This is a genomic window from Martelella sp. HB161492, assembly GCF_013184775.1.
GTDB lineage: Bacteria > Pseudomonadota > Alphaproteobacteria > Rhizobiales > Rhizobiaceae > Martelella.
On record NZ_JAATVV010000013.1, the window covers coordinates 81,861 to 100,823 of the forward strand.

The 18,963-nt window shown below is 60.3% G+C and carries 14 protein-coding genes and 1 riboswitch; of the genes, 13 read left to right on the plus strand and 1 reads right to left on the minus strand.

Translation table 11 applies throughout. From position 1 onward, the window contains the following. Positions 1–81 precede the first annotated feature (81 nt). The 5 genes from HCK86_RS19705 to HCK86_RS19725 are packed head-to-tail and all read left to right on the plus strand — an operon-like array spanning position 82 to position 6,803. Complete coding sequence (locus HCK86_RS19705; protein ID WP_176086193.1) at positions 82–1,914, plus strand: extracellular solute-binding protein; 1,833 nt, start codon at positions 82–84, stop codon at positions 1,912–1,914. Positions 1,915–1,966: 52 nt separating this feature from the next. Beyond that, positions 1,967–3,064: a microcin C ABC transporter permease YejB gene (locus HCK86_RS19710; RefSeq protein ID WP_176086194.1), complete on the plus strand. Its 1,098-nt coding sequence runs from the start codon at positions 1,967–1,969 to the stop codon at positions 3,062–3,064. Continuing rightward, entirely contained in the window at positions 3,057–4,208 is a 1,152-nt protein-coding gene (locus tag HCK86_RS19715; RefSeq protein ID WP_176086195.1) for an ABC transporter permease, read from the plus strand. The genes HCK86_RS19710 and HCK86_RS19715 overlap by 8 nt, the downstream gene beginning before the upstream one ends. Further along, positions 4,205–5,812 (plus strand): ABC transporter ATP-binding protein, encoded by a 1,608-nt coding sequence (locus HCK86_RS19720; RefSeq protein ID WP_176086196.1) that lies wholly within the window; start codon positions 4,205–4,207, stop codon positions 5,810–5,812. Before HCK86_RS19715 ends, HCK86_RS19720 begins: the two co-directional genes overlap by 4 nt. A gap of 25 nt (positions 5,813–5,837) precedes the next feature. After that, a complete protein-coding gene (locus HCK86_RS19725; RefSeq protein ID WP_176086197.1) occupies positions 5,838–6,803 on the plus strand; it encodes a glyoxylate/hydroxypyruvate reductase A in 966 nt (321 codons plus the stop codon). Here the strand turns inward: HCK86_RS19725 and HCK86_RS19730 are convergent. Then, positions 6,797–7,321: a DUF2867 domain-containing protein gene (locus tag HCK86_RS19730; RefSeq protein WP_246739686.1), complete on the minus strand. Its 525-nt coding sequence runs from the start codon at positions 7,319–7,321 to the stop codon at positions 6,797–6,799. The two genes, HCK86_RS19725 and HCK86_RS19730, sit on opposite strands and share 7 nt — an antisense overlap. Positions 7,322–7,675: 354 nt before the next feature. Here HCK86_RS19730 and pncB point away from each other — a divergent pair, with 354 nt between their 5' ends. The 8 genes from pncB to prfA all read left to right on the plus strand — a co-directional run bounded on the left by pncB (position 7,676) and on the right by prfA (position 18,963). Continuing rightward, the gene (gene pncB, locus HCK86_RS19735) at positions 7,676–8,980 is read left to right on the plus strand and encodes a nicotinate phosphoribosyltransferase (RefSeq protein WP_176086198.1); all 1,305 of its coding nucleotides are present in this window, start codon (positions 7,676–7,678) and stop codon (positions 8,978–8,980) included. A gap of 106 nt (positions 8,981–9,086) precedes the next feature. Beyond that, positions 9,087–9,289, plus strand: a riboswitch (cobalamin riboswitch). A 149-nt stretch (positions 9,290–9,438) separates the two neighbouring features. Next, positions 9,439–11,355 carry a TonB-dependent receptor gene (locus HCK86_RS19740; protein ID WP_176086199.1) on the plus strand — a complete coding sequence of 639 codons (1,917 nt, stop codon included), beginning with the start codon at positions 9,439–9,441 and terminating at the stop codon, positions 11,353–11,355. Next, positions 11,356–12,237, plus strand: coding sequence for an ABC transporter substrate-binding protein (locus HCK86_RS19745; RefSeq protein ID WP_246739687.1), 882 nt, complete (start codon positions 11,356–11,358; stop codon positions 12,235–12,237). It abuts the gene before it with no gap. Next, positions 12,230–13,231, plus strand: coding sequence for an iron ABC transporter permease (locus HCK86_RS19750; RefSeq protein WP_176086200.1), 1,002 nt, complete (start codon positions 12,230–12,232; stop codon positions 13,229–13,231). The genes HCK86_RS19745 and HCK86_RS19750 overlap by 8 nt, the downstream gene beginning before the upstream one ends. After that, a complete protein-coding gene (locus HCK86_RS19755; protein ID WP_176086201.1) occupies positions 13,228–13,998 on the plus strand; it encodes an ABC transporter ATP-binding protein in 771 nt (256 codons plus the stop codon). Before HCK86_RS19750 ends, HCK86_RS19755 begins: the two co-directional genes overlap by 4 nt. A gap of 183 nt (positions 13,999–14,181) precedes the next feature. Next, the gene (locus HCK86_RS19760; RefSeq protein ID WP_176086202.1) at positions 14,182–15,435 is read left to right on the plus strand and encodes an aspartate kinase; all 1,254 of its coding nucleotides are present in this window, start codon (positions 14,182–14,184) and stop codon (positions 15,433–15,435) included. Between the two features lie 83 nt (positions 15,436–15,518). Next, positions 15,519–17,786, plus strand: a complete 2,268-nt coding sequence (gene ptsP / locus HCK86_RS19765) for a phosphoenolpyruvate--protein phosphotransferase (RefSeq protein ID WP_176086203.1) — start codon at positions 15,519–15,521, stop codon at positions 17,784–17,786. 94 nt (positions 17,787–17,880) lie between these two features. Next, positions 17,881–18,963, plus strand: coding sequence for a peptide chain release factor 1 (prfA, locus tag HCK86_RS19770; protein WP_176086204.1), 1,083 nt, complete (start codon positions 17,881–17,883; stop codon positions 18,961–18,963).

Consider the following 18,963-nt stretch of genomic DNA (forward strand, 5'->3'; position numbering starts at 1 on the left):
ATGGGTCTTGTGTAGTCTGACCGAATTTTGCTTATTTTCGATTATAGGAACAAAAAAGTAATCTCGGGAAAAGGCTGAATTATGTGGAAACGAGCGCTTGCCGGTACCGGCGTCCTCCTCTGTTGCCTTGTGGCGACAGGTTCTGTCCGGGCGGAGGATGAAAGCCCCTGGCGCACGGCGGTCGCGCTCGTTGGTGATCCGCTCTACCCTGATGGCTTCGATCACTTCGCCTATGTCAACGCCAAGGCGCCGAAAGGCGGCACGGTCACCCTGCCGGCGATCGGCACATTTGATTCGCTCAATCCCGTTCCCGATAGTGGCGTCAAGGCATCCGGTCTTGGCCTGGTCTTCGAAACGCTGATGACCTCGTCTCCCGATGAGATCTCGACCGAATACGGGCTTCTGGCCGAAGCGCTGCGCTATCCCGACGACTATTCGCAGGTGACCTACAGGCTCAGGCCCGAGGCCCGCTTTTCCGACGGGACACCGGTCACGCCGGAAGATGTGGTCTTTTCATTCAACGCGCTGAAGGCCGATAATGTTCAGCAGGCCAATTACTACCGTCATGTGACGAGCGCCGAAGTCACCGGAGACCATGAGGTCACCTTTCATTTCGATGAAAAGGGCAATCGCGAACTGCCGCAGATCACCGGGCAATTGCTGGTTTTCCCGAAGCATTGGTGGGAAGCGAATGGCGCTGACGGCAAGCCGCGCGACATTTCCAAGACGACGCTGTCGGTGCCGATCGGCTCCGGGCCTTACGTGATTGACAGTGTTGATCCCGGCGGGTCGATTACCTACAGGCTGCGCGATGATTACTGGGGCAAGGATCTGCCGGTCAATGTCGGCCGCAGCAATTTCGGCACGATCAAATATCTCTATTTCGCCGATCCCGACGTTGCCTTCGAGGCTTTCCGGTCCGGCGTTCTCGATTTCTGGACCGAGACCCGGTCGAAGCGCTGGGCAACGCAATATGATTTTCCGGCCGTGAGCGAAGGCAAGGTCAAGCGCGAGGAGGTGCAGAACCCGTTGCGCTCGGTCGGCATCATGCAGGCGCTGGTGCCGAACATGCGCCGCGCCCCCTTTGATGATCAGCGGGTTCGCGAGGCGCTGATCCTCGCCTTTGATTTCGAAACGATCAACCGGACGGCCCTTTCCAACGCCTATGCGCGCGACGACAGCTTCTTCTTCGGCACCGAGCTTGCCTCTTCCGGCCTGCCGGAGGGTGAGGAACTGGACATCCTGAACAGCGTCAAGGACCAGATTCCGGCTTCGGTCTTCGATACGCCCAACACGCTGCCGGTCGGCGGTTCGGAGGACAATGAGCGCAAGAACCTGATGGCGGCGCTGAAGCTCCTGAAGGAGGCCGGTTTCGAGCGCAAGGGCACGCAGATGATCAATACCAGTACGGGCAAGCCCTTTACCTTCGAAATCCTGATCTCCAATCCCGGCCTTGATGTCGTTTTGCTGCCCTACACGGAGGAGCTGCGCAAGATCGGCATTACCGCGACGATCCGGGTGGTTGATGATTCCCAGTATCAGAACCGGGTCAATGATTTTGACTATGACATGATCTGGAATGTCTGGGGCCAGTCGCTCAGCCCCGGCAATGAGCAGCTTTACTACTGGGGCTCGAAAGCAGCGGATCAGCCTGGCTCGCAGAATTATGCCGGCATTTCCGATCCCGGCATCGACCAGCTGATCAACCGGGTGATTTTCGCCAAGGATCGGGACGAGCTGGTCGCCGCCTCAAAGGCGCTGGACCGGGTTCTTCTGGCGCATGATTATGTGATACCGCTCTATTATTCGAAGAATTATCGCATCGCCTACTGGGACAGGATCACCCATCCGACCCTTCCCGAATACGGGCTCGACTTTCCGGATTCCTGGTGGTCGACGGATGTCGCCCAGTGAGGCAAGTGAGGAAAGACGTGCTGCATTTTGAGTTTGCAAGGGCCGGGGGCTGATGGGAAGCTATATCCTGCGCCGAATTCTGCTGATGATCCCGACGCTGATCGGCATCATGGCGATATCCTTTATTGTGGTGCAGTTTGCGCCCGGCGGGCCGGTCGAGCAGGTCATCGCCCAGCTCAACGGTCAGGCCGGCGGTGCCGAGGAGCGCATTTCCGGCGGCTCGGATGCCGGCATGTCGATGGATAATTTCGATGGTGGCGGGTCGTCGCAATATCGCGGCGCCCAGGGGCTGGATCCCGAGCTGATCAAGAAGCTGGAAAAGCAGTTCGGTTTCGACAAACCGCCGCTGACACGCTTCCTGCTGATGATGCGGGATTACGCGACCTTCGACTTCGGTGACAGCTTCTTTCGCAACACCTCGGTGATCGATCTGATCATCGAGAAGCTCCCCGTATCGATCTCGCTCGGCGTCTGGATCCTGATCCTGTCCTACGGTATCTCCATCCCGCTCGGCATCGCCAAGGCGGTGCGCGACGGCTCGCGCTTCGATGTCTGGACCTCGGCGGTCGTGGTGGTCGGCTATGCCGTGCCGTCGTTCCTGTTCGGCATTCTGCTGATCGTGCTGTTTGCCGGCGGCTCCTTCTTTGACCTGTTCCCCTTGCGCGGGCTTGTCTCGGATGATTTCGCCTCGCTGTCCTGGTGGCAGAAGATCCTCGATTATCTCTGGCACATCACCCTGCCGATCATTGCGCTGTCGGTGTCAGCCTTTGCGACAACGACGCTTCTGACCAAGAATTCCTTCATTGACGAGATCAAGAAGCAATATGTGGTCACGGCCCGGGCCAAGGGGCTGTCCGAGCGGCAGGTGCTTTACGGCCATGTGTTCCGCAATGCCATGCTGATCGTCATTGCAGGCTTTCCCGGCGCTTTCATCTCGGCCTTCTTCACCGGTTCGCTGCTGATCGAGAACATTTTCTCGCTCGATGGTCTCGGGCGGCTCGGCTATCTCTCGGTCGTCAACCGCGACTACCCCGTGGTCTTCGGCACACTTTACATCTTTTCCCTCATCGGCCTCATTGTCGGCCTGATTTCCGACCTGATCTACACCTGGATCGATCCGCGCATCGATTTCGAAAAGAGGGATGTGTGAGATGGCCGATATCGTGACGCCCGTTCTGCCGGAAGATGCGCCGAAGCGCCGGTTCCTGTCGCCGATGAATGCCAGGCGCTGGCAGAATTTCAAGGCCAACCGGCGCGGCTACTGGTCGCTGTGGCTCTTTCTCGTGCTTTTCATCGTCAGCCTCGGCTCGGAATTCGTCGCCAATGACAAGCCGATCGTGGTTGATTACAAGGGCGAGATCCTGTTCCCGGTTCTCGTTGATTATCCGGAGGAGAAGTTTGGCGGTTTCCTTGCGGTGACCGATTACCGCTCCTCCTATATTCAGGATGAGATCAATGCCAATGGCTGGATGATCTGGCCGCCGATCCGCTATTCCTATCGTACCGTCAATGCCAATGTGCCCTATTCGGCGCCGACCGCGCCATTCTGGACCATGAGCCGTGAGCAGCGTTGTGCCGGTTATGAGAAGGGTGTTGACGATCCGGGCTGCGTGCTTGGCAATATGAACTGGCTCGGTACCGATGATCTGGGGCGCGATGTTGCGGCGCGCGTACTCTATGGCTTTCGCATTTCGGTTCTGTTCGGGCTGATCCTCACCATTCTTTCAGCCATTGTCGGGGTCGGTGCCGGGGCCGTGCAGGGCTATTTCGGCGGCTGGGTCGATCTTCTGATGCAGCGTTTCATCGAGATCTGGTCGTCACTGCCGCTGCTCTACATCCTGCTGATCATCGCCGCGGTGCTGCCGCCGGGTTTCTTCGTGCTGCTCGGCATCATGCTGCTGTTTTCCTGGGTCAGTTTCGTCGGCGTGGTCCGGGCTGAGTTCCTGCGCGCGCGCAATTTCGAATATGTGAATGCGGCGCGTGCGCTCGGTGTCGGCAACGGCACCATCATGTTCCGGCATCTTCTGCCCAACGCGATGGTGGCGACGCTGACCTTTCTGCCCTTCATCCTGTCGGGGTCGATCACGACGCTGACATCGCTCGATTTCTTGGGCTTCGGCATGCCGCCGGGTTCGCCGTCACTGGGAGAACTGATCGCCCAGGGCAAGCGCAACCTGCAGGCGCCCTGGCTCGGGCTGACGGCCTTTTTCACCATGTCGATCATGCTGTCGCTGCTGATCTTCGTTGGCGAGGCGGTGCGTGATGCCTTTGATCCGAGGAAGACGTTCAAATGACCGACACGCCGCTTCTCTCCGTCCGTGATCTCTCCGTTGCCTTCGGGACGAGCCTCGCCGTCGATCACGTCTCCTTCGATATCCAGCCCGGCGAAGTGCTGGCGCTGGTGGGGGAATCGGGTTCGGGCAAATCCGTGACCGCCAATTCGGTGCTGAAGCTGCTGCCCTATCCTGCGGCCAGCCATCCCTCCGGCGAAATCCTGTTTGAAGGCGAAGACCTGCTGACGGTGAGCGACCGGCGGCTGCGACAGGTGCGCGGCGCGGCGATCACCATGGTGTTCCAGGAGCCGATGACCTCGCTCAATCCGCTGCAGACCATCGAAAAACAGGTCGGCGAAGTGCTGGCGCTGCATGCAGGGCTCACCGGTCCGAAAGCGCGCGAGCGGGTGCTGACGCTCATGAATGAGGTTGGTATCCGCGATGCGGAAAAGCGGCTTTCTGCCTATCCGCACGAGCTTTCCGGCGGTCAGCGCCAACGCGTGATGATTGCCATGGCACTCGCAAACCGGCCGAAGCTGCTGATTGCCGATGAACCGACCACCGCGCTGGACGTCACGGTTCAGGCGCAGATCCTGAAGCTTCTGAAAAAGCTGCAGCGTGAATATGGCATGTCGCTGCTGTTCATCACGCATGATCTCGGCATTGTCCGCAAGTTTGCCGACCGGGTCTGCGTCATGACCGGCGGAAAGATTGTCGAACGCGGGCCGGTTGCCGAGATTTTCGACAATCCGCAGCATGACTATACCAGGCACCTGCTGGCCGCCGAGCCCAAGGGCGATCCGCCGCCGCATGATCCGCAGCGCCCGGTCGTGGTGGCGGCTGATGACGTCAAGGTCTGGTTTCCGGTCAAATCCGGCTTCCTGCGCAAGGTGGTTGACCACGTGAAGGCGGTTGACGGCATTTCGCTCCAGCTACGCGCCGGGGAAACGCTCGGCATTGTCGGCGAAAGCGGCTCCGGCAAGACAACGCTCGGCCTTGCTCTGACGCGGATGATCGCGTCTGAAGGCCGGATCGCCTTCATCGGCCAGGATATTGACGGCTTTTCCTTCAAGGCGATGAAGCCCTATCGCAACCGCATGCAGATCGTGTTTCAGGATCCCTATGGCTCGCTCAGCCCGCGCATGTCGGTCGGTGAGATCATTGCCGAGGGCCTGAAAATCCATGAGACCTCGCTTTCGGCGGCGGAGCGTGATGCCCGCGTTTGCGCGGCGCTGGAAGAGGTCGGGCTTTCTGCCGCCACGCGCTGGCGCTACCCGCATGAATTTTCCGGCGGCCAGCGGCAGCGTATCGCCATTGCCCGGGCCATGGTGCTCAAACCCCGCTTCGTCATGCTGGATGAGCCGACCTCGGCGCTCGATATGAGCGTGCAGGCTCAGGTGGTCGATCTGCTCGCCGACCTGCAGAAAAAGCATGATCTCGCTTATCTCTTCATCAGTCATGACCTGAAAGTGGTGCGGGCGCTGGCAAATGAGATTGTCGTCATGCGGTTCGGCAAGGTGGTGGAACGCGGACCGGCGGCCGAGGTCTTTCAAAATCCGAAGGCCGACTATACAAAGTCGCTGCTTGCCGCGGCCTTCGACATCGAGCCGGTCGAAGCCAACTGACACAGACATTTGAAAGCCGGACTGCATGACCAAAGCTAAGGGTACCATCCTTGTCGACCTCAAGTTCACCAATCCGCAGGCCGTCGCGGATGCGCTGCCGAAGGCCTTTGCCGGGCGGGAAGTGGTTAACCTTGCCGATCCGGAACATGCCGGGCGCGATCTTTCCGATTGCCGCTATGCGCTTCTGTGGAAGCCGGATGCCGATCTCTTCACCCGTGCCCGAAATCTTGATGTGCTGTTTTCCGGTGGTGCCGGCGTCGACAGGATCATGGCGCTCGAGGGCCTGCCGGATCTGCCGCTGGTGCGCTTCGTCGACGGTACGCTGACAAGGCGGATGAGCGAATATGTGGTGCTGCAGGCGCTCACCCATCTGCGCCAGATGCCGACTTATGCGCGGCAGCAGCGGCAGGCGCAGTGGCGGCCCTCGGTGCAGCCGGAAGCCTGCGCCGTGACGGTTGGCGTCATGGGGCTTGGCGTGCTTGGCTGCGACGCGGTGGAAAAGCTGAAAATCATGGGCTTTAACGTGATCGGCTGGTCACGGCGCAAGCGCGTGATCGCAGGGCTCGAGACCTTCGATGCCGCCGGGCTGGATGCGTTTCTGGCACAGACGGACATTCTGGTCGGCCTGTTGCCGCTGACGGCGGAAACGACAGGACTGTTCAACGCATCGCTGTTTGCAAAGCTGAGACAGGGCGGCGCGCTGTCCCGTCCGGTCTTCATCAATGCCGGGCGCGGCGGCAGTCAGGTCGAGGCCGATATCGTTGCCGCACTTCAGGAGGGCGTTCTCGGCGGCGTGTCGCTGGATGTCTTCGAGAAAGAGCCGCTCGACGCTGAAAGCCCGCTCTGGGCGATGGACAGGGCGATCCTGACCCCGCATGTTGCCGCCGACAGCGACGTGGCCTCGCTTCTTGCCCATGTGGAGCGGCAGATCGCCCGCTTCGAGGCCGGCGCGGCGCTTGAGCATCTGGTCGATCACGGCGCCGGCTACTGAGCGGAAGACCCGTTCTGCCGCTGTTGCTGCTCGCGCTGAAAGCTTTTCAGCATGGTTGCCACAATCACCCTGTGGGCGGGCGCGACTGGGATCATGTAGAGGCGGCCGAAAAGATTGTGTGTCTTCACCGATGCCGTGACGGTCAGCATGTCCGCATGGGTCGAGATGCAGGTCATAACATCGAGATGGCGGTCGCGCTCGCTCAGGGCCAGAACGGTATCGCTTGCATATTCGACAAGGAAGAAATCAAGCCGGTCGCCGACTTTGGGGGTTTCGTGCCGGGTTCTGGTGAAGCCGCCGATGCGGCGAACGCCGAAGCGCGACGAGATCGCATCCCGGATGCGGAACGCCGTCGTCATGAAGGGCGGGGGATGGGCAATCAGGCGGTTCCATGCCTCGATTGCAGTCATCGGCTCGGCAAGGGCGATGGACGCAGAATGAAAAAAGTCGAGATCTTCCTTCGGCGCGAGCAGTTGCACATTCGGCGGCAAGGTCATGGCGGTTCCATTCTGTCGCAAAGATCGCCCTTCCTAGCGCATCGGCTCGAAATTCGGAATCGATATTCGAGCCGATGCGTAGATTCAATAAGCTAGAGCGCCATGCGTTCAAAAGGACACACGGCGCTCTAGCATGGCAATCGTGGGGCTGACAGGGCGCTCTGGACGACCAGCGCGCGGCATGTCCGCGCGGTGATGCCGTTCGGTACTGGACTTATGCCCCCTTTTTTCGCTAATGCTTGCGACCGGAAGATGCTGCTCGATTGCAGCACAGGGTGATCTGGCGGCATGTGATGCCGGTTCCCCGTGATAATATACTCTAATCGAGTATCCCTGGCAGGCCGCGCCGGGGATTGCCGGCAGGGACGAAACATCATGGCCAAGACCGATATCGCGACCCGCGTCTATGATCACACATGGAAGCTTGATCCGATCATCCGCAGCCTGCTGGATACGGATTTCTACAAACTGCTGATGCTGCAGATGATCTGGAAACTCTATCCGGATGTGCGCGCCACCTTTTCCGTCATCAACCGGACCACCACAGTCAGGCTTGCCGAAATCATTGATGAGCAGGAACTGCGTGACCAGCTCGATCACGCCCGCGCGGTGAAGCTTTCGAAAAAGGAAATGATCTGGCTGGCGGGCAACAGTTTCTATGGCCGTTCGCAGATCTTCGAGCCGGAATTTCTCACCTGGCTCGCCGATTTCCGTTTGCCGGAATATGAGCTGACCAAGAAGGACGGTCAGTATCAGCTGACCTTTCATGGCCGCTGGATGGAAACCACCATGTGGGAAATTCCGGCACTGTGCATCATCAACGAGCTCCGTTCCCGCGCGGCCATGCGAGAGCTCGGGGTCTTCACCATCGATGTCACCTATGCCCGGGCCAAGGCGAAGATGTGGTCGAAGGTCGAGCGGCTTTCGGCACTACCGGGGCTCAAGATTTCCGATTTCGGCACCCGTCGCCGCCATTCCTTCCTGTGGCAGCGCTGGTGCGTCGAGGCGCTGAAGGAGGGGATCGGTTCGGCCTTTACCGGGACTTCCAACGTGCTTCTGGCCATGGATACGGATCTTGAAGCCGTCGGCACCAATGCCCATGAGCTGCCGATGGTGGCCGCCGCGCTTTCCGAGACCGATGCGCAGCTTGCCGAAGCGCCCTATCGGGTGATGCGCGACTGGAACAAGCTCTATGGCGGTAATCTTCTGATCGCACTGCCGGATGCTTTCGGCACGGCGGCTTTCCTGCGCAATGCGCCGGAATGGGTCGCCGACTGGACCGGCTTCCGCCCCGACAGCGCGCCGCCGATCGAGGGCGGTGAGAAAATTCTCGCCTGGTGGAAGAAAATGGGCCGCGATCCGCGCGAGAAACTGCTGATCTTTTCCGACGGACTTGATGTCGATGCGATCATCGAAACCTACAAGCATTTCGAGGGCCGGGTGCGCATGAGCTTCGGCTGGGGCACCAACCTCACCAATGATTTCATCGGTTGCGCGCCGCATCGCGTCGGCGGGCTGAAGCCGATCTCGATCGTCTGCAAGGTAACGGACGCCAATGGCCATCCGGCGGTCAAGCTTTCCGACAATCCGGAAAAGGCGACCGGAGAACCGGCGGAAGTCGAACGCTATCTGAAGTTTTTCGGCAGCGACGACATGGTCTCTCACCCCGTTCTTGTGTGAATTCCGGTCTCTTCAAAACCGCAAAAGTGTGACGGATTAACAATAGCTTGGGACAAAGTGCACGGCCTCTCCGGGCTGGCGTTGACTTAACGATTTTGTTTAAATTATGGTCGCTCCCGGATCAGGTTCCGCCCTTGCCGGCGGATGAAAAGGGAACACGGAAAGGCATTTTGTCTCAGCCGTGGCTGCCCCCGCAACTGTAACCGCAGAGCCATTTCCGTTTAGAGCCACTGGGTTTTTAACCCGGGAAGGTGGAGAAAAGGCGATGACGCGGAAGCCAGGAGACCTGCCCGATCCGGTCACCCATGCTTGAACACGGGGATTTGTTCAGGCGCGGTCGTCCGTCGCGGTGACATTGTTGAAACTGTCGCCGTGAACGGAACCAAGTGCGAGGGGAAATTTCCAAGCCAGTTCTGTTCCCGGATTATGGGCCTGTCACGGCCCGATCGGGGATGAAGATGAGAACGACCCTTTTCGCCGGCAGCGTTGCTGCCATTGCCATTCTTGCCAGCCAGGGCGCTTTTGCCCAGGATGCCGATACCGTCAGCGATAGCGATGTGGTGCTGGCACCGATCACGGTGACGACGCCGCTGCGCCGTACCTCCACGATTGCCCAGTCCACCTCGACCGTGACGGTCATTACCGAGCAGGACATCGAAAAATCAGCGGCGCCTGACCTGCCATCGCTGCTGCGCAAATATCCGGGCGTCAACATCACCACCAATGGCGGGCAGGGCTCGACCGCCAGCGTGACGCTGCGTTCGGCAAGCGCCGATCAGACGCTGGTTCTGGTGGACGGCATGCGCGTCGCTTCGGCGACCACGGGCACAGCCTATCTTTCCAATATTCCGCTGAGCTCGATCCAGCGGGTCGAAATCGTCGAAGGCGCCCATTCGGCGCAGTGGGGTGCCGATGCGATCGGCGGTGTGATCAACATCATCACCAAGGATGGTTCGACCTGCGAGAACGGCAAGTCGGTCTGTACCACGGTCGAGACCGGCGTCACCTGGCCCTGGGGCGGTTTCGCCAATGGCACGGTGCGCGGTCGTTCTGAAAGCGGTGTCGATTTCAATATCGGTCTCGGCATTCTCGGCACGGAAGGCTATGACTTTACCGCACCGGAAAGCGGCTATCTCGAGCCCGACAAGGACGGGTTCCTGCAGGGTTCGTTCAACTATTCGCTGTCGAAAGATTTCGAATGGGGCCGGCTTTATACCAGTGGCTTCTATTCGCGCTCCAACCCGCAGTTTGACGGCCTGTATTCGTCCTACGGAACGCTCTATCCGGGCGCCAACGAATCGCTGCAGACCAATGCTGCCTTCAAGGTTGGTGCAGACATCAACCACAGCCCGGACTGGACCTCGACCTTCGAAATCTATTCGGCGCTCGATTACAGCAAGAGCTTCCTGAAGGGCGACGACGCCTATAATTCCGATTTCAATACCAGCCGCTATGGCTTCAGCGCCAGCACGAAGAAGGAATTCGTCACCGGTGACGTCGCCAATACGCTGACCTTCGGCGGCGAAGCCTATGACGAACATGTCAGCTCTTCGACGGACTACACCAAATCCAGCCGCGCGGTCGGCGCTGTCTACACGCAATATGCGCTGGAATGGGAAGCACTCGATCTCAATGCCGGTCTGCGTTACGACGGCAATGAGGATTTCGGCGGTGCTCTGACCTATAATATCGGCGTCGGCTATGAGATCGTCGACGGTCTGACGGCCCGGGCTTCATTTGCAACCGGCTTCAAGGCCCCGACCTTCAACGAACTCTATTATCCGGGCTATTACGGCTATTATCTCGGCAATCCGGATCTCAATCCCGAGCGTTCCAAGTCCTATGAAGTTGGCGTCAACTGGGCCGCGACGGATTCCAGCAGCGTCGATCTGGTCTGGTTCCAGAACTTCATCAATGACATGATCGATTACACCAGCGATTATGCGACCTATACCAATATCGATGAAGCAACGGTCTCCGGCGTACGCGCGACCTATTCGCAGTCGCTGATTGCCGATCTGCTCGACCTCGATTTCGGCCTGGAATATCGCCTGCCGAAGGATGACAGTTCGGATGAATATATCGCCAACCAGAACCGGCTGAAACTGACGGCGGGGGCGAGCTACGCCGCCACCGACAGGCTCAACCTCAATGGCGACATCGAATATGTGGCCAGCCGCTGGACGAACCAGTCCAACGCGAATCCCCAGCTCGGCGACTATACGCTGGTCAATGTCTCGGCGCTTTATGCCCTTGACGATGCATCAAACGTGAAGCTCGCCGTTGAAAACCTGTTCAACGAAGATTACCAGACGGTCTATGGTTATGATGCCCCCGGCACGACGGTCACCGTCGCCTACAAGAGGACCTTCTGATTGAGTGCGGCGCGGGCAGAACTGTCACGATATTTCAAGGTGCTTGCCCGCGCCGCTTTCGTTGCCTTTCTTTTGCTCCCGGTCGCAGGCCCGGTCCGGGCCGGCGATGATCGTCCGGTGCGTGTGGTCTCGATCAATCTTTGCACCGATGAAATGGCGATGCTGCTGGCCGCGCCCGGCCAGCTCGTTTCGGTGTCGTTCCTGGCTGCCGATCCCAAGGTTTCGGCGCTTTCGGATGTTGCCTCCGGCTACCGGCTGAACCACGGCCTGGCCGAGGAAGTCTTCCTGATGAAGCCGGATCTGGTGCTGGCGGGAAGCTACACGACCCGCGATACCGTCAATCTTCTGAAGCGTCTTGGCGTTCCGGTCGCAGAATTTGCACCGGAAAGCTCGCTCGACGATGTTCGTGCCAATCTCCGGCGCATGGGCCAGCTTCTGGGCCGAGAGCAGGCGGCAGACAAAATGGTCACATCCATCAATACCGCACTTTCGCGGATTGATGCCGAACCGGTCACGCAAATGACGGCCGCCTTCTACTTCGAAAATGGCTACACGGCCGGCGAGAATACGCTGACAAGCGAAATCGCGGCCCATGCCGGGCTGAAGAATGTCAGCGCCACGACCGGTCTTGATGGTCTCGGACGGCTGCCCCTGGAAAAGCTGATCATGCTTTCGCCGCAGGTGATCGTTACCGGTGACGACAGCTATTCCGCCCCGGCGCTGGCGGAGAAGGTTTTTGTGCATCCGGCCTTTGCCGCGCTTGCGAAAAAGAGCCAGGTGGTTGATCTTCCCGGCCGCGACACGATTTGCGGTGGCCCGTTCAACATCACGGCCATGGAAAAGCTCAGAAACGAGGTTGACCGGAGCACGGCGGATGAATGAGACCCATCGTTACCGCCTTGTGCTTGCCGGGCTTTCCCTGCTTGTGCTGCTGCTGTTTCTGGCGTCGCTGACAATCGGTCCGGCGGCGATCGGCTTTTCCGCAAGCCTCAAGGCGCTGTTTTCGCATGATGGTGGTGCGATCATGCTGATCATGCAGCAGGTTCGGCTGCCGCGGGCGATATTGGGGCTGATGATCGGTGCGACGCTCGGTCTTTCCGGTGCGGTGCTGCAGGGCTATCTGCGCAATCCGCTGGCGGAGCCCGGCCTGCTCGGTATCTCGTCCTCGGCCTCGCTTGGTGCGGTGATTGCCATTTACACCGGCCTTTCGGCCGTCTTCGCGCTGGCGCTGCCGCTGATGGCGCTTGTCTTCGCACTCGGCGCCGTCATCGTCGTGCGCGGGCTTGCCGGCGGCGGCCTGCAAAGTCTGACGGTGATTCTCGCCGGTGTCGCCGTCACCGCCTTTGCCGGTGCCATGACATCACTGGCGCTGAACCTGTCGCCCAATCCCTTCGCGGCGATGGAGATCATGTTCTGGATGCTCGGGTCGCTGGCCGATCGCTCCATGCTGCAGGTCTATGTGGCAGCCCCCTTCATGCTGGCCGGCTGGATAATCCTGTTTTCGACCGGGCGGGGGCTGAATGCCATGATGCTGGGCGGCGATGCGGCCGTAAGCCTCGGCCATGATCCGAAGCGGCTGATCAACCGGGTGATGTGGGGGACAGCGGCAAGCGTGGGCGCGGCAACGGCGGTTTCCGGCGCGATCGGCTTTGTCGGCCTGGTCGTGCCGCATCTGTTGCGTCCGCTGGTCGGCTCGGTGCCATCACGGCTCCTGCCGGCGAGCGCGCTTGGCGGTGCGGCGATGCTGCTGATGGCGGATATCGCCGTCAGGCTTGTTGCCCCCGACAGGGATCTGAAGATCGGCGTCGTCACCGCGCTGGTCGGCGCCCCCTTCTTCCTGTGGCTGATCTTCAAGACGAGGCGGTCGCTGCTATGAGTATTTTCAGTGTCAAGGATCTGACGGTCGCGCTTGGCGGAACGACGATCCTCAAGGATGTCAGTGTCGATGTCGGCCATAATGAACTGATCGGGCTGATCGGGCCGAATGGCGCCGGCAAATCGACGCTGCTCAAATCCATGCTGGGCCTGATCCCGCACAAGGGCAGCATCCGGCTGCTGGGTGATGATGTTTCGACCATGGGCTTTGACCAGCGGGCGCGATCGGTGGCCTATCTGCCGCAGGAGCATGAGATCGCCTGGCCGGTCACGGTGCGCCATGTGGTGGCGCTCGGACGGCAGCCTTTCGAAAGCGGCCATCCCTTCGGCGATTTCGAAAGCGGCCGGGTGATCAGCGATGCCATGGTGCGCATGGGCATATCGCATCTGGCCGGCCGCGTGGCGACAAGTCTTTCTGGCGGCGAGAAGGCGCGGGTTCTGATCGCCCGGGCGCTGGCGCAGACAACGCCGCTTCTGGTGGCGGATGAACCGGCGGCAGGGCTCGATCCTGCCCATCAGATCGGATTGATGAAAGTGTTTCGCGACCTGACCAGGGAAAGCCGGTCGGTGATCACGTCGATGCATGATCTCAACCTGGCGGCACGCTGGTGCACGCGGCTGATCCTCCTCAGCAAGGGACGGATCGTGGCAGATGGCCGGCCTGAGGATGTGCTGACGGCTGCGCGGCTGGCCGAGGTTTATGGTATTCGCGCCCGCATTGAGGCGGGCAAGGACGGTCTTGCCATTACCATTCTCGATCTCGCTTAGGTTTTTCTTGCCGCCTGACGGCAAATGCGAACCGAAAGCGTGAACCACGCCATTGCGCGCGTGGCCCGTTTTCGCTAATAAACCGCAGCTTTGCCGACTGTCGCCTTGGCTGACGCCGGTTCCGCGATGGTCGAGTGCCTGCCATCCGTCTCACAGGCGCTTCTTGAATGTTGGAATGATTGTATGGCCCGCATCGTCATGAAATTCGGCGGCACGTCCGTTGCCAATATCGAACGCATCCGCAATGTGGCGCGCCATGTGAAACGTGAGGTCGACGCCGGTCACGAAGTGGCGGTGGTCGTCTCCGCCATGGCCGGCAAGACCAATGAACTCGTCGCATGGACGCGTGAGGCATCGCCCATGCATGATGCGCGTGAATATGATGTCGTCGTTTCCTCCGGTGAGCAGGTGACGTCCGGCTTGCTGGCGATCGTGCTGCAATCCATGGGCGTCAATGCGCGCTCCTGGCAGGGCTGGCAGCTGCCGATCAAGACGGATAACGCCCATGGCGCGGCCCGCATTGCCGAGATTGACGGTTCCGATATCATCAAGCGCATGGGCGAAGGGCAGGTAGCCGTCTGCGCCGGTTTCCAGGGGATTGGCCCGGACAATCGGGTCGCGACGCTCGGCCGTGGCGGCTCCGATACGTCGGCCGTTGCCATTGCCGCTGCGGTGAAGGCCGACCGCTGTGATATCTATACCGACGTCGATGGCGTCTACACCACGGATCCGCGGATCGAACCCAAGGCCCGCCGGATGAAGAAGGTGGCGTTTGAGGAAATGCTGGAAATGGCGTCACTCGGCGCCAAGGTCCTGCAGGTCCGTTCGGTCGAACTGGCCATGGTTCACAAGGTTCGCACCTTTGTGCGTTCGAGTTTTGATGAGCCGGATGCTCCCGGCATGGGCGATTTTAACAACCCGCCCGGTACCCTGATTTGCGACGAGGATGAGATTGTGGAACAGGAAGTCGTAACCGGCATTGCATATGCCAAGGATGAAGCGCAGATCTCCCTGCGTCGTGTTTCGGACCGTCCGGGTGTGGCTGCTGCCATTTTCGGACCGCTTGCCGAATCGCATATCAATGTCGACATGATCGTGCAGAATATTTCCGAAGACGGGACCCACACGGACATGACCTTTACCGTGCCGGCCTCTGATGTCGAGAAGGCCAAGGCAGCGCTTGAGCAGAAACGCGGCGAAATCGATTTCGACGTGTTGCAGAGCGAGACAGAACTGGCCAAAATCTCGGTCATCGGCATCGGCATGCGTTCGCATTCCGGCGTCGCCGCTTCCGCCTTCAAGGCGCTCTCGCAGAAGGGCATCAATATCAAGGCGATCACCACGTCCGAGATCAAGATCTCCATCCTGATCGACGGCGCCTATGCAGAACTTGCTGTCCGGACTTTGCATTCCTGCTACGGTCTGGATAAGAAGTGACCGTCAACGGGCTGCCGGAAATCACCGGGTTTCGGCAGCCTTCCCGGGGCGTCCTCCGTCCCAAAGTCCGGGGATGAAAAGCCATGAGAGATCAAGCATCGGGCCCGCGCATCCTGCTCAAGCGGCTGCGAGAACTGATGGCGGAGCCGCTGGAGCCGCAGGATCGCCTTGACCGTATCGTTGGGCAGATCGCGAGCAATATGGTGGCGGCCGTGTGCTCGGTCTATGTGCTGCGTGCCGACAGCGTGCTCGAGCTCTACGCGACGCAAGGTCTGAAGAAGGACGCCGTCCATCTGGCGCAGCTGCGCATGGGACAGGGTCTGGTCGGCACGATTGCCGCATCCGCCCAGCCGCTCAATCTCTCCGATGCCCAGTCGCATCCCGCCTTCCGTTATCTGCCGGAAACGGGTGAAGAGATCTACCACTCCTTCCTTGGCGTTCCGATTCTCAGGGCAGGGCGGACGCTTGGCGTTCTCGTCGTCCAGAATACCGACGAGCGCGGCTATTCCGAAGATGAGGTCGAAGGGCTGCAGACGGCGGCGATGCTGCTGGCCGAAATGATCGTTTCGGGCGATCTGAAAAAGATCACCCGTCCCGGCATGGAGCTTGACCTGACCCGCTCGGTCTCGCTTTCGGGCGATGCCTATGGCGAAGGAATTGCGATCGGACATGTTGTGCTGCATGAGCCGCGCATCATCGTCAACAATCTCGTCAATGAAGACAGCGATGCTGAAATCAAGCGCCTGCACGAGGCGCTGGATTCGCTGCGGGTTTCGATCGACGACATGCTGAACAGGCGCGATGTTTCCAGCGAGGGCGAGCATCGCGAAGTGCTGGAAACCTACCGCATGTTCGCGCATGACCGCGGCTGGGTCCGCCGCCTCGAAGAGGCGATCCGGCTGGGGCTGACGGCAGAAGGCGCTGTGGAGAAGGTTCAGAGTGACACCAAGGCGCGGATGATCCGGCTCACCGATCCCTTCATGCGGGATCGCATGCATGATCTTGATGATCTCGCCAACCGGCTCTTGCGCCAGCTGACCGGCTTTTCCGGCGATGGCCGGGATGGTTTTCCGCCGGATGCGGTGATTGTCGCGCGCGCCATGGGCGCTGCCGAACTGCTGGACTATCCGCGTGATCATCTCAAGGGTCTGGTGCTGGAAGATGGCGCAGCGACCAGCCATGTGGTGATCGTCGCCCGGGCCATGGGGATTCCGGTCATCGGCCAGGCCGTCGGCGTGGTCGCGCAGGCTGAGAACGGCGATGAGATCATCGTTGATGGCGATGACGGGGAAGTGCATCTGCGCCCGATCGAGGCTGTCAGCACCGCCTATAATGAGAAGATCCGCCTGCGGGCACGCCGTCAGGAGCAGTTCCGGGCGCTGAAACTGGTCGAGCCGGTCTCGCGCGATGGCGTTCGCTTCAAGCTGATGATGAATGCCGGGCTTCTGGTGGACCTGCCGCAGTTTGACGACAGCGGTGCCGAAGGCATCGGCCTGTTCCGGACCGAGCTGCAGTTCATGATTGCTTCACGCATGCCGAAGGCTGCGGAACAGGAAAATTTCTACCGTCAGGTGCTCGATTTTGCCGGCAACCGTCCGGTGACCTTCCGCACGCTCGATATCGGGTCCGACAAGGTGGTGTCCTATTTCCGCTCGCAGGAAGAGGAAAACCCGGCCATGGGCTGGCGTGCGATCCGCCTGGCGCTCGACCGGCCCTATCTTTTGCGCATGCAGATGCGCGCGCTGATGAAGGCGGCGAGCGGAGACGTGCTGCGCGTCATGGTGCCGATGGTGTCCGAGGTGCAGGAGCTGCGCGAGACGCGGGCGCTGATGGCCAAGGAAATCCAGCATCTGAAGCGCTTCGGTCATGGCGTGCCGAAGAAGATCGAGCTTGGCGCGATGATCGAGGTTCCGGCGCTGCTTTACGAGATGGATGAGCTGATGGCCGAGGTGGATTTCGTGTCCGTCGGTTCCAATGATCTCTATCAGTTCATCATGGCGGTTGATCGCGGCAATGCGCGCGTTTCCGATCGCTATGACCCTGTCAGCAAGCCCTTCCTCCGGGTGCTGCGCGATATTGTGCGCGCGGGCGAACGGTCGGGTGTCCCGGTCACGCTGTGCGGTGAGCTGGCCAGCAAGCCGCTTTCCGCCATGGCCTTGTTCGGCATCGGCTTTCGGGCGATTTCCATGGCGCCGACGGCGATCGGCCCGGTCAAGGCCATGTTGCTCGGACTTGATGTCACTGCGCTGTCGGATCTCCTGAATACCGCGCTCGACAATCATTTTGCCGAGGATATGCCGCTGCGCGAAGTGCTGCAGCGCTTTGCCAGCGAGAATAATATTCCGCTTTAGTGCCGCTACTTCCGCCACGTTCTGCCGCTAGCGCGTGCGGCAGGCGTGATGGCTGAAAGACGCGTCACTCAACAGAAACGGAGAGATAAACGGCGTGGCGAGGCTACCTGTCGAAAAGATGAATGAGCTGGAGCGTCGCTTCAGCGAGGTCGAGGCCCGCATGTCGGCTGGCCCGGATGCGGAAACCTATGTCCGCCTGGCATCCGAATATGCCGAGCTCGAACCGGTGGTGAACAAGATCCGCGTCTATAGCGCAGCCGCCAGCGAACAGCGGGATCTCGAGGCGCTGCTCTCCGACAGGACGACCGAACGCGAGATGCGTGAGCTTGCCGAAATGGAACTGCCGGAGGTCGAGACACGGATCGAGGCACTTGAAGGCGAAATTCAGCTGCTCCTGTTGCCCAAGGACGCGGCGGATGAGAAAAGCGCGGTCCTGGAAATCCGCGCCGGCACGGGTGGCTCGGAGGCTGCTCTGTTCGCCGGCGATCTGTTCCGCATGTATGAGCGCTACGCGGCTGGCAAGGGCTGGAAGGTCGAGATTCTTTCGGCCAGCGACGGCGATGCCGGCGGGTTCAAGGAAATCATCGCCTCGGTCAGCGGGCGCGGGGTTTTTTCGCGGCTGAAGTTCGAATCCGGTGTTCACCGCGTGCAGCGCGTGCCGGAGACGGAGGCGAGCGGCCGTATTCACACCTCTGCGGCAACCGTGGCGGTGCTGCCGGAAGCCGAGGATATTGATGTCGAGATCCGCGCTGAGGATATTCGTATCGATACGATGCGGTCATCCGGTGCGGGCGGTCAGCACGTCAACACGACGGATTCGGCGGTGCGGATCACCCATCTGCCGACCGGCATCATCGTGACCAGTTCGGAGAAATCCCAGCATCAGAACCGCGCCAAGGCGATGCAGGTGCTGCGGGCCCGGCTGTTCGACATCGAGCGTCAGCGGGCCGACAGTGAACGTTCTGCCGACCGCAAGAGCCAGGTTGGCTCGGGCGACCGTTCCGAGCGTATCCGCACCTATAATTTTCCGCAGGGCCGGGTGACTGACCATCGTATCAATCTGACGCTCTACAAGCTCGATGCCATCATTCAGGGCGACCTTGACGAGGTGGTCGATGCCCTGATCGCCGACTATCAGGCTGGCCAGCTTGCCCAGCTGGGTGCCCAGGGGAATTGA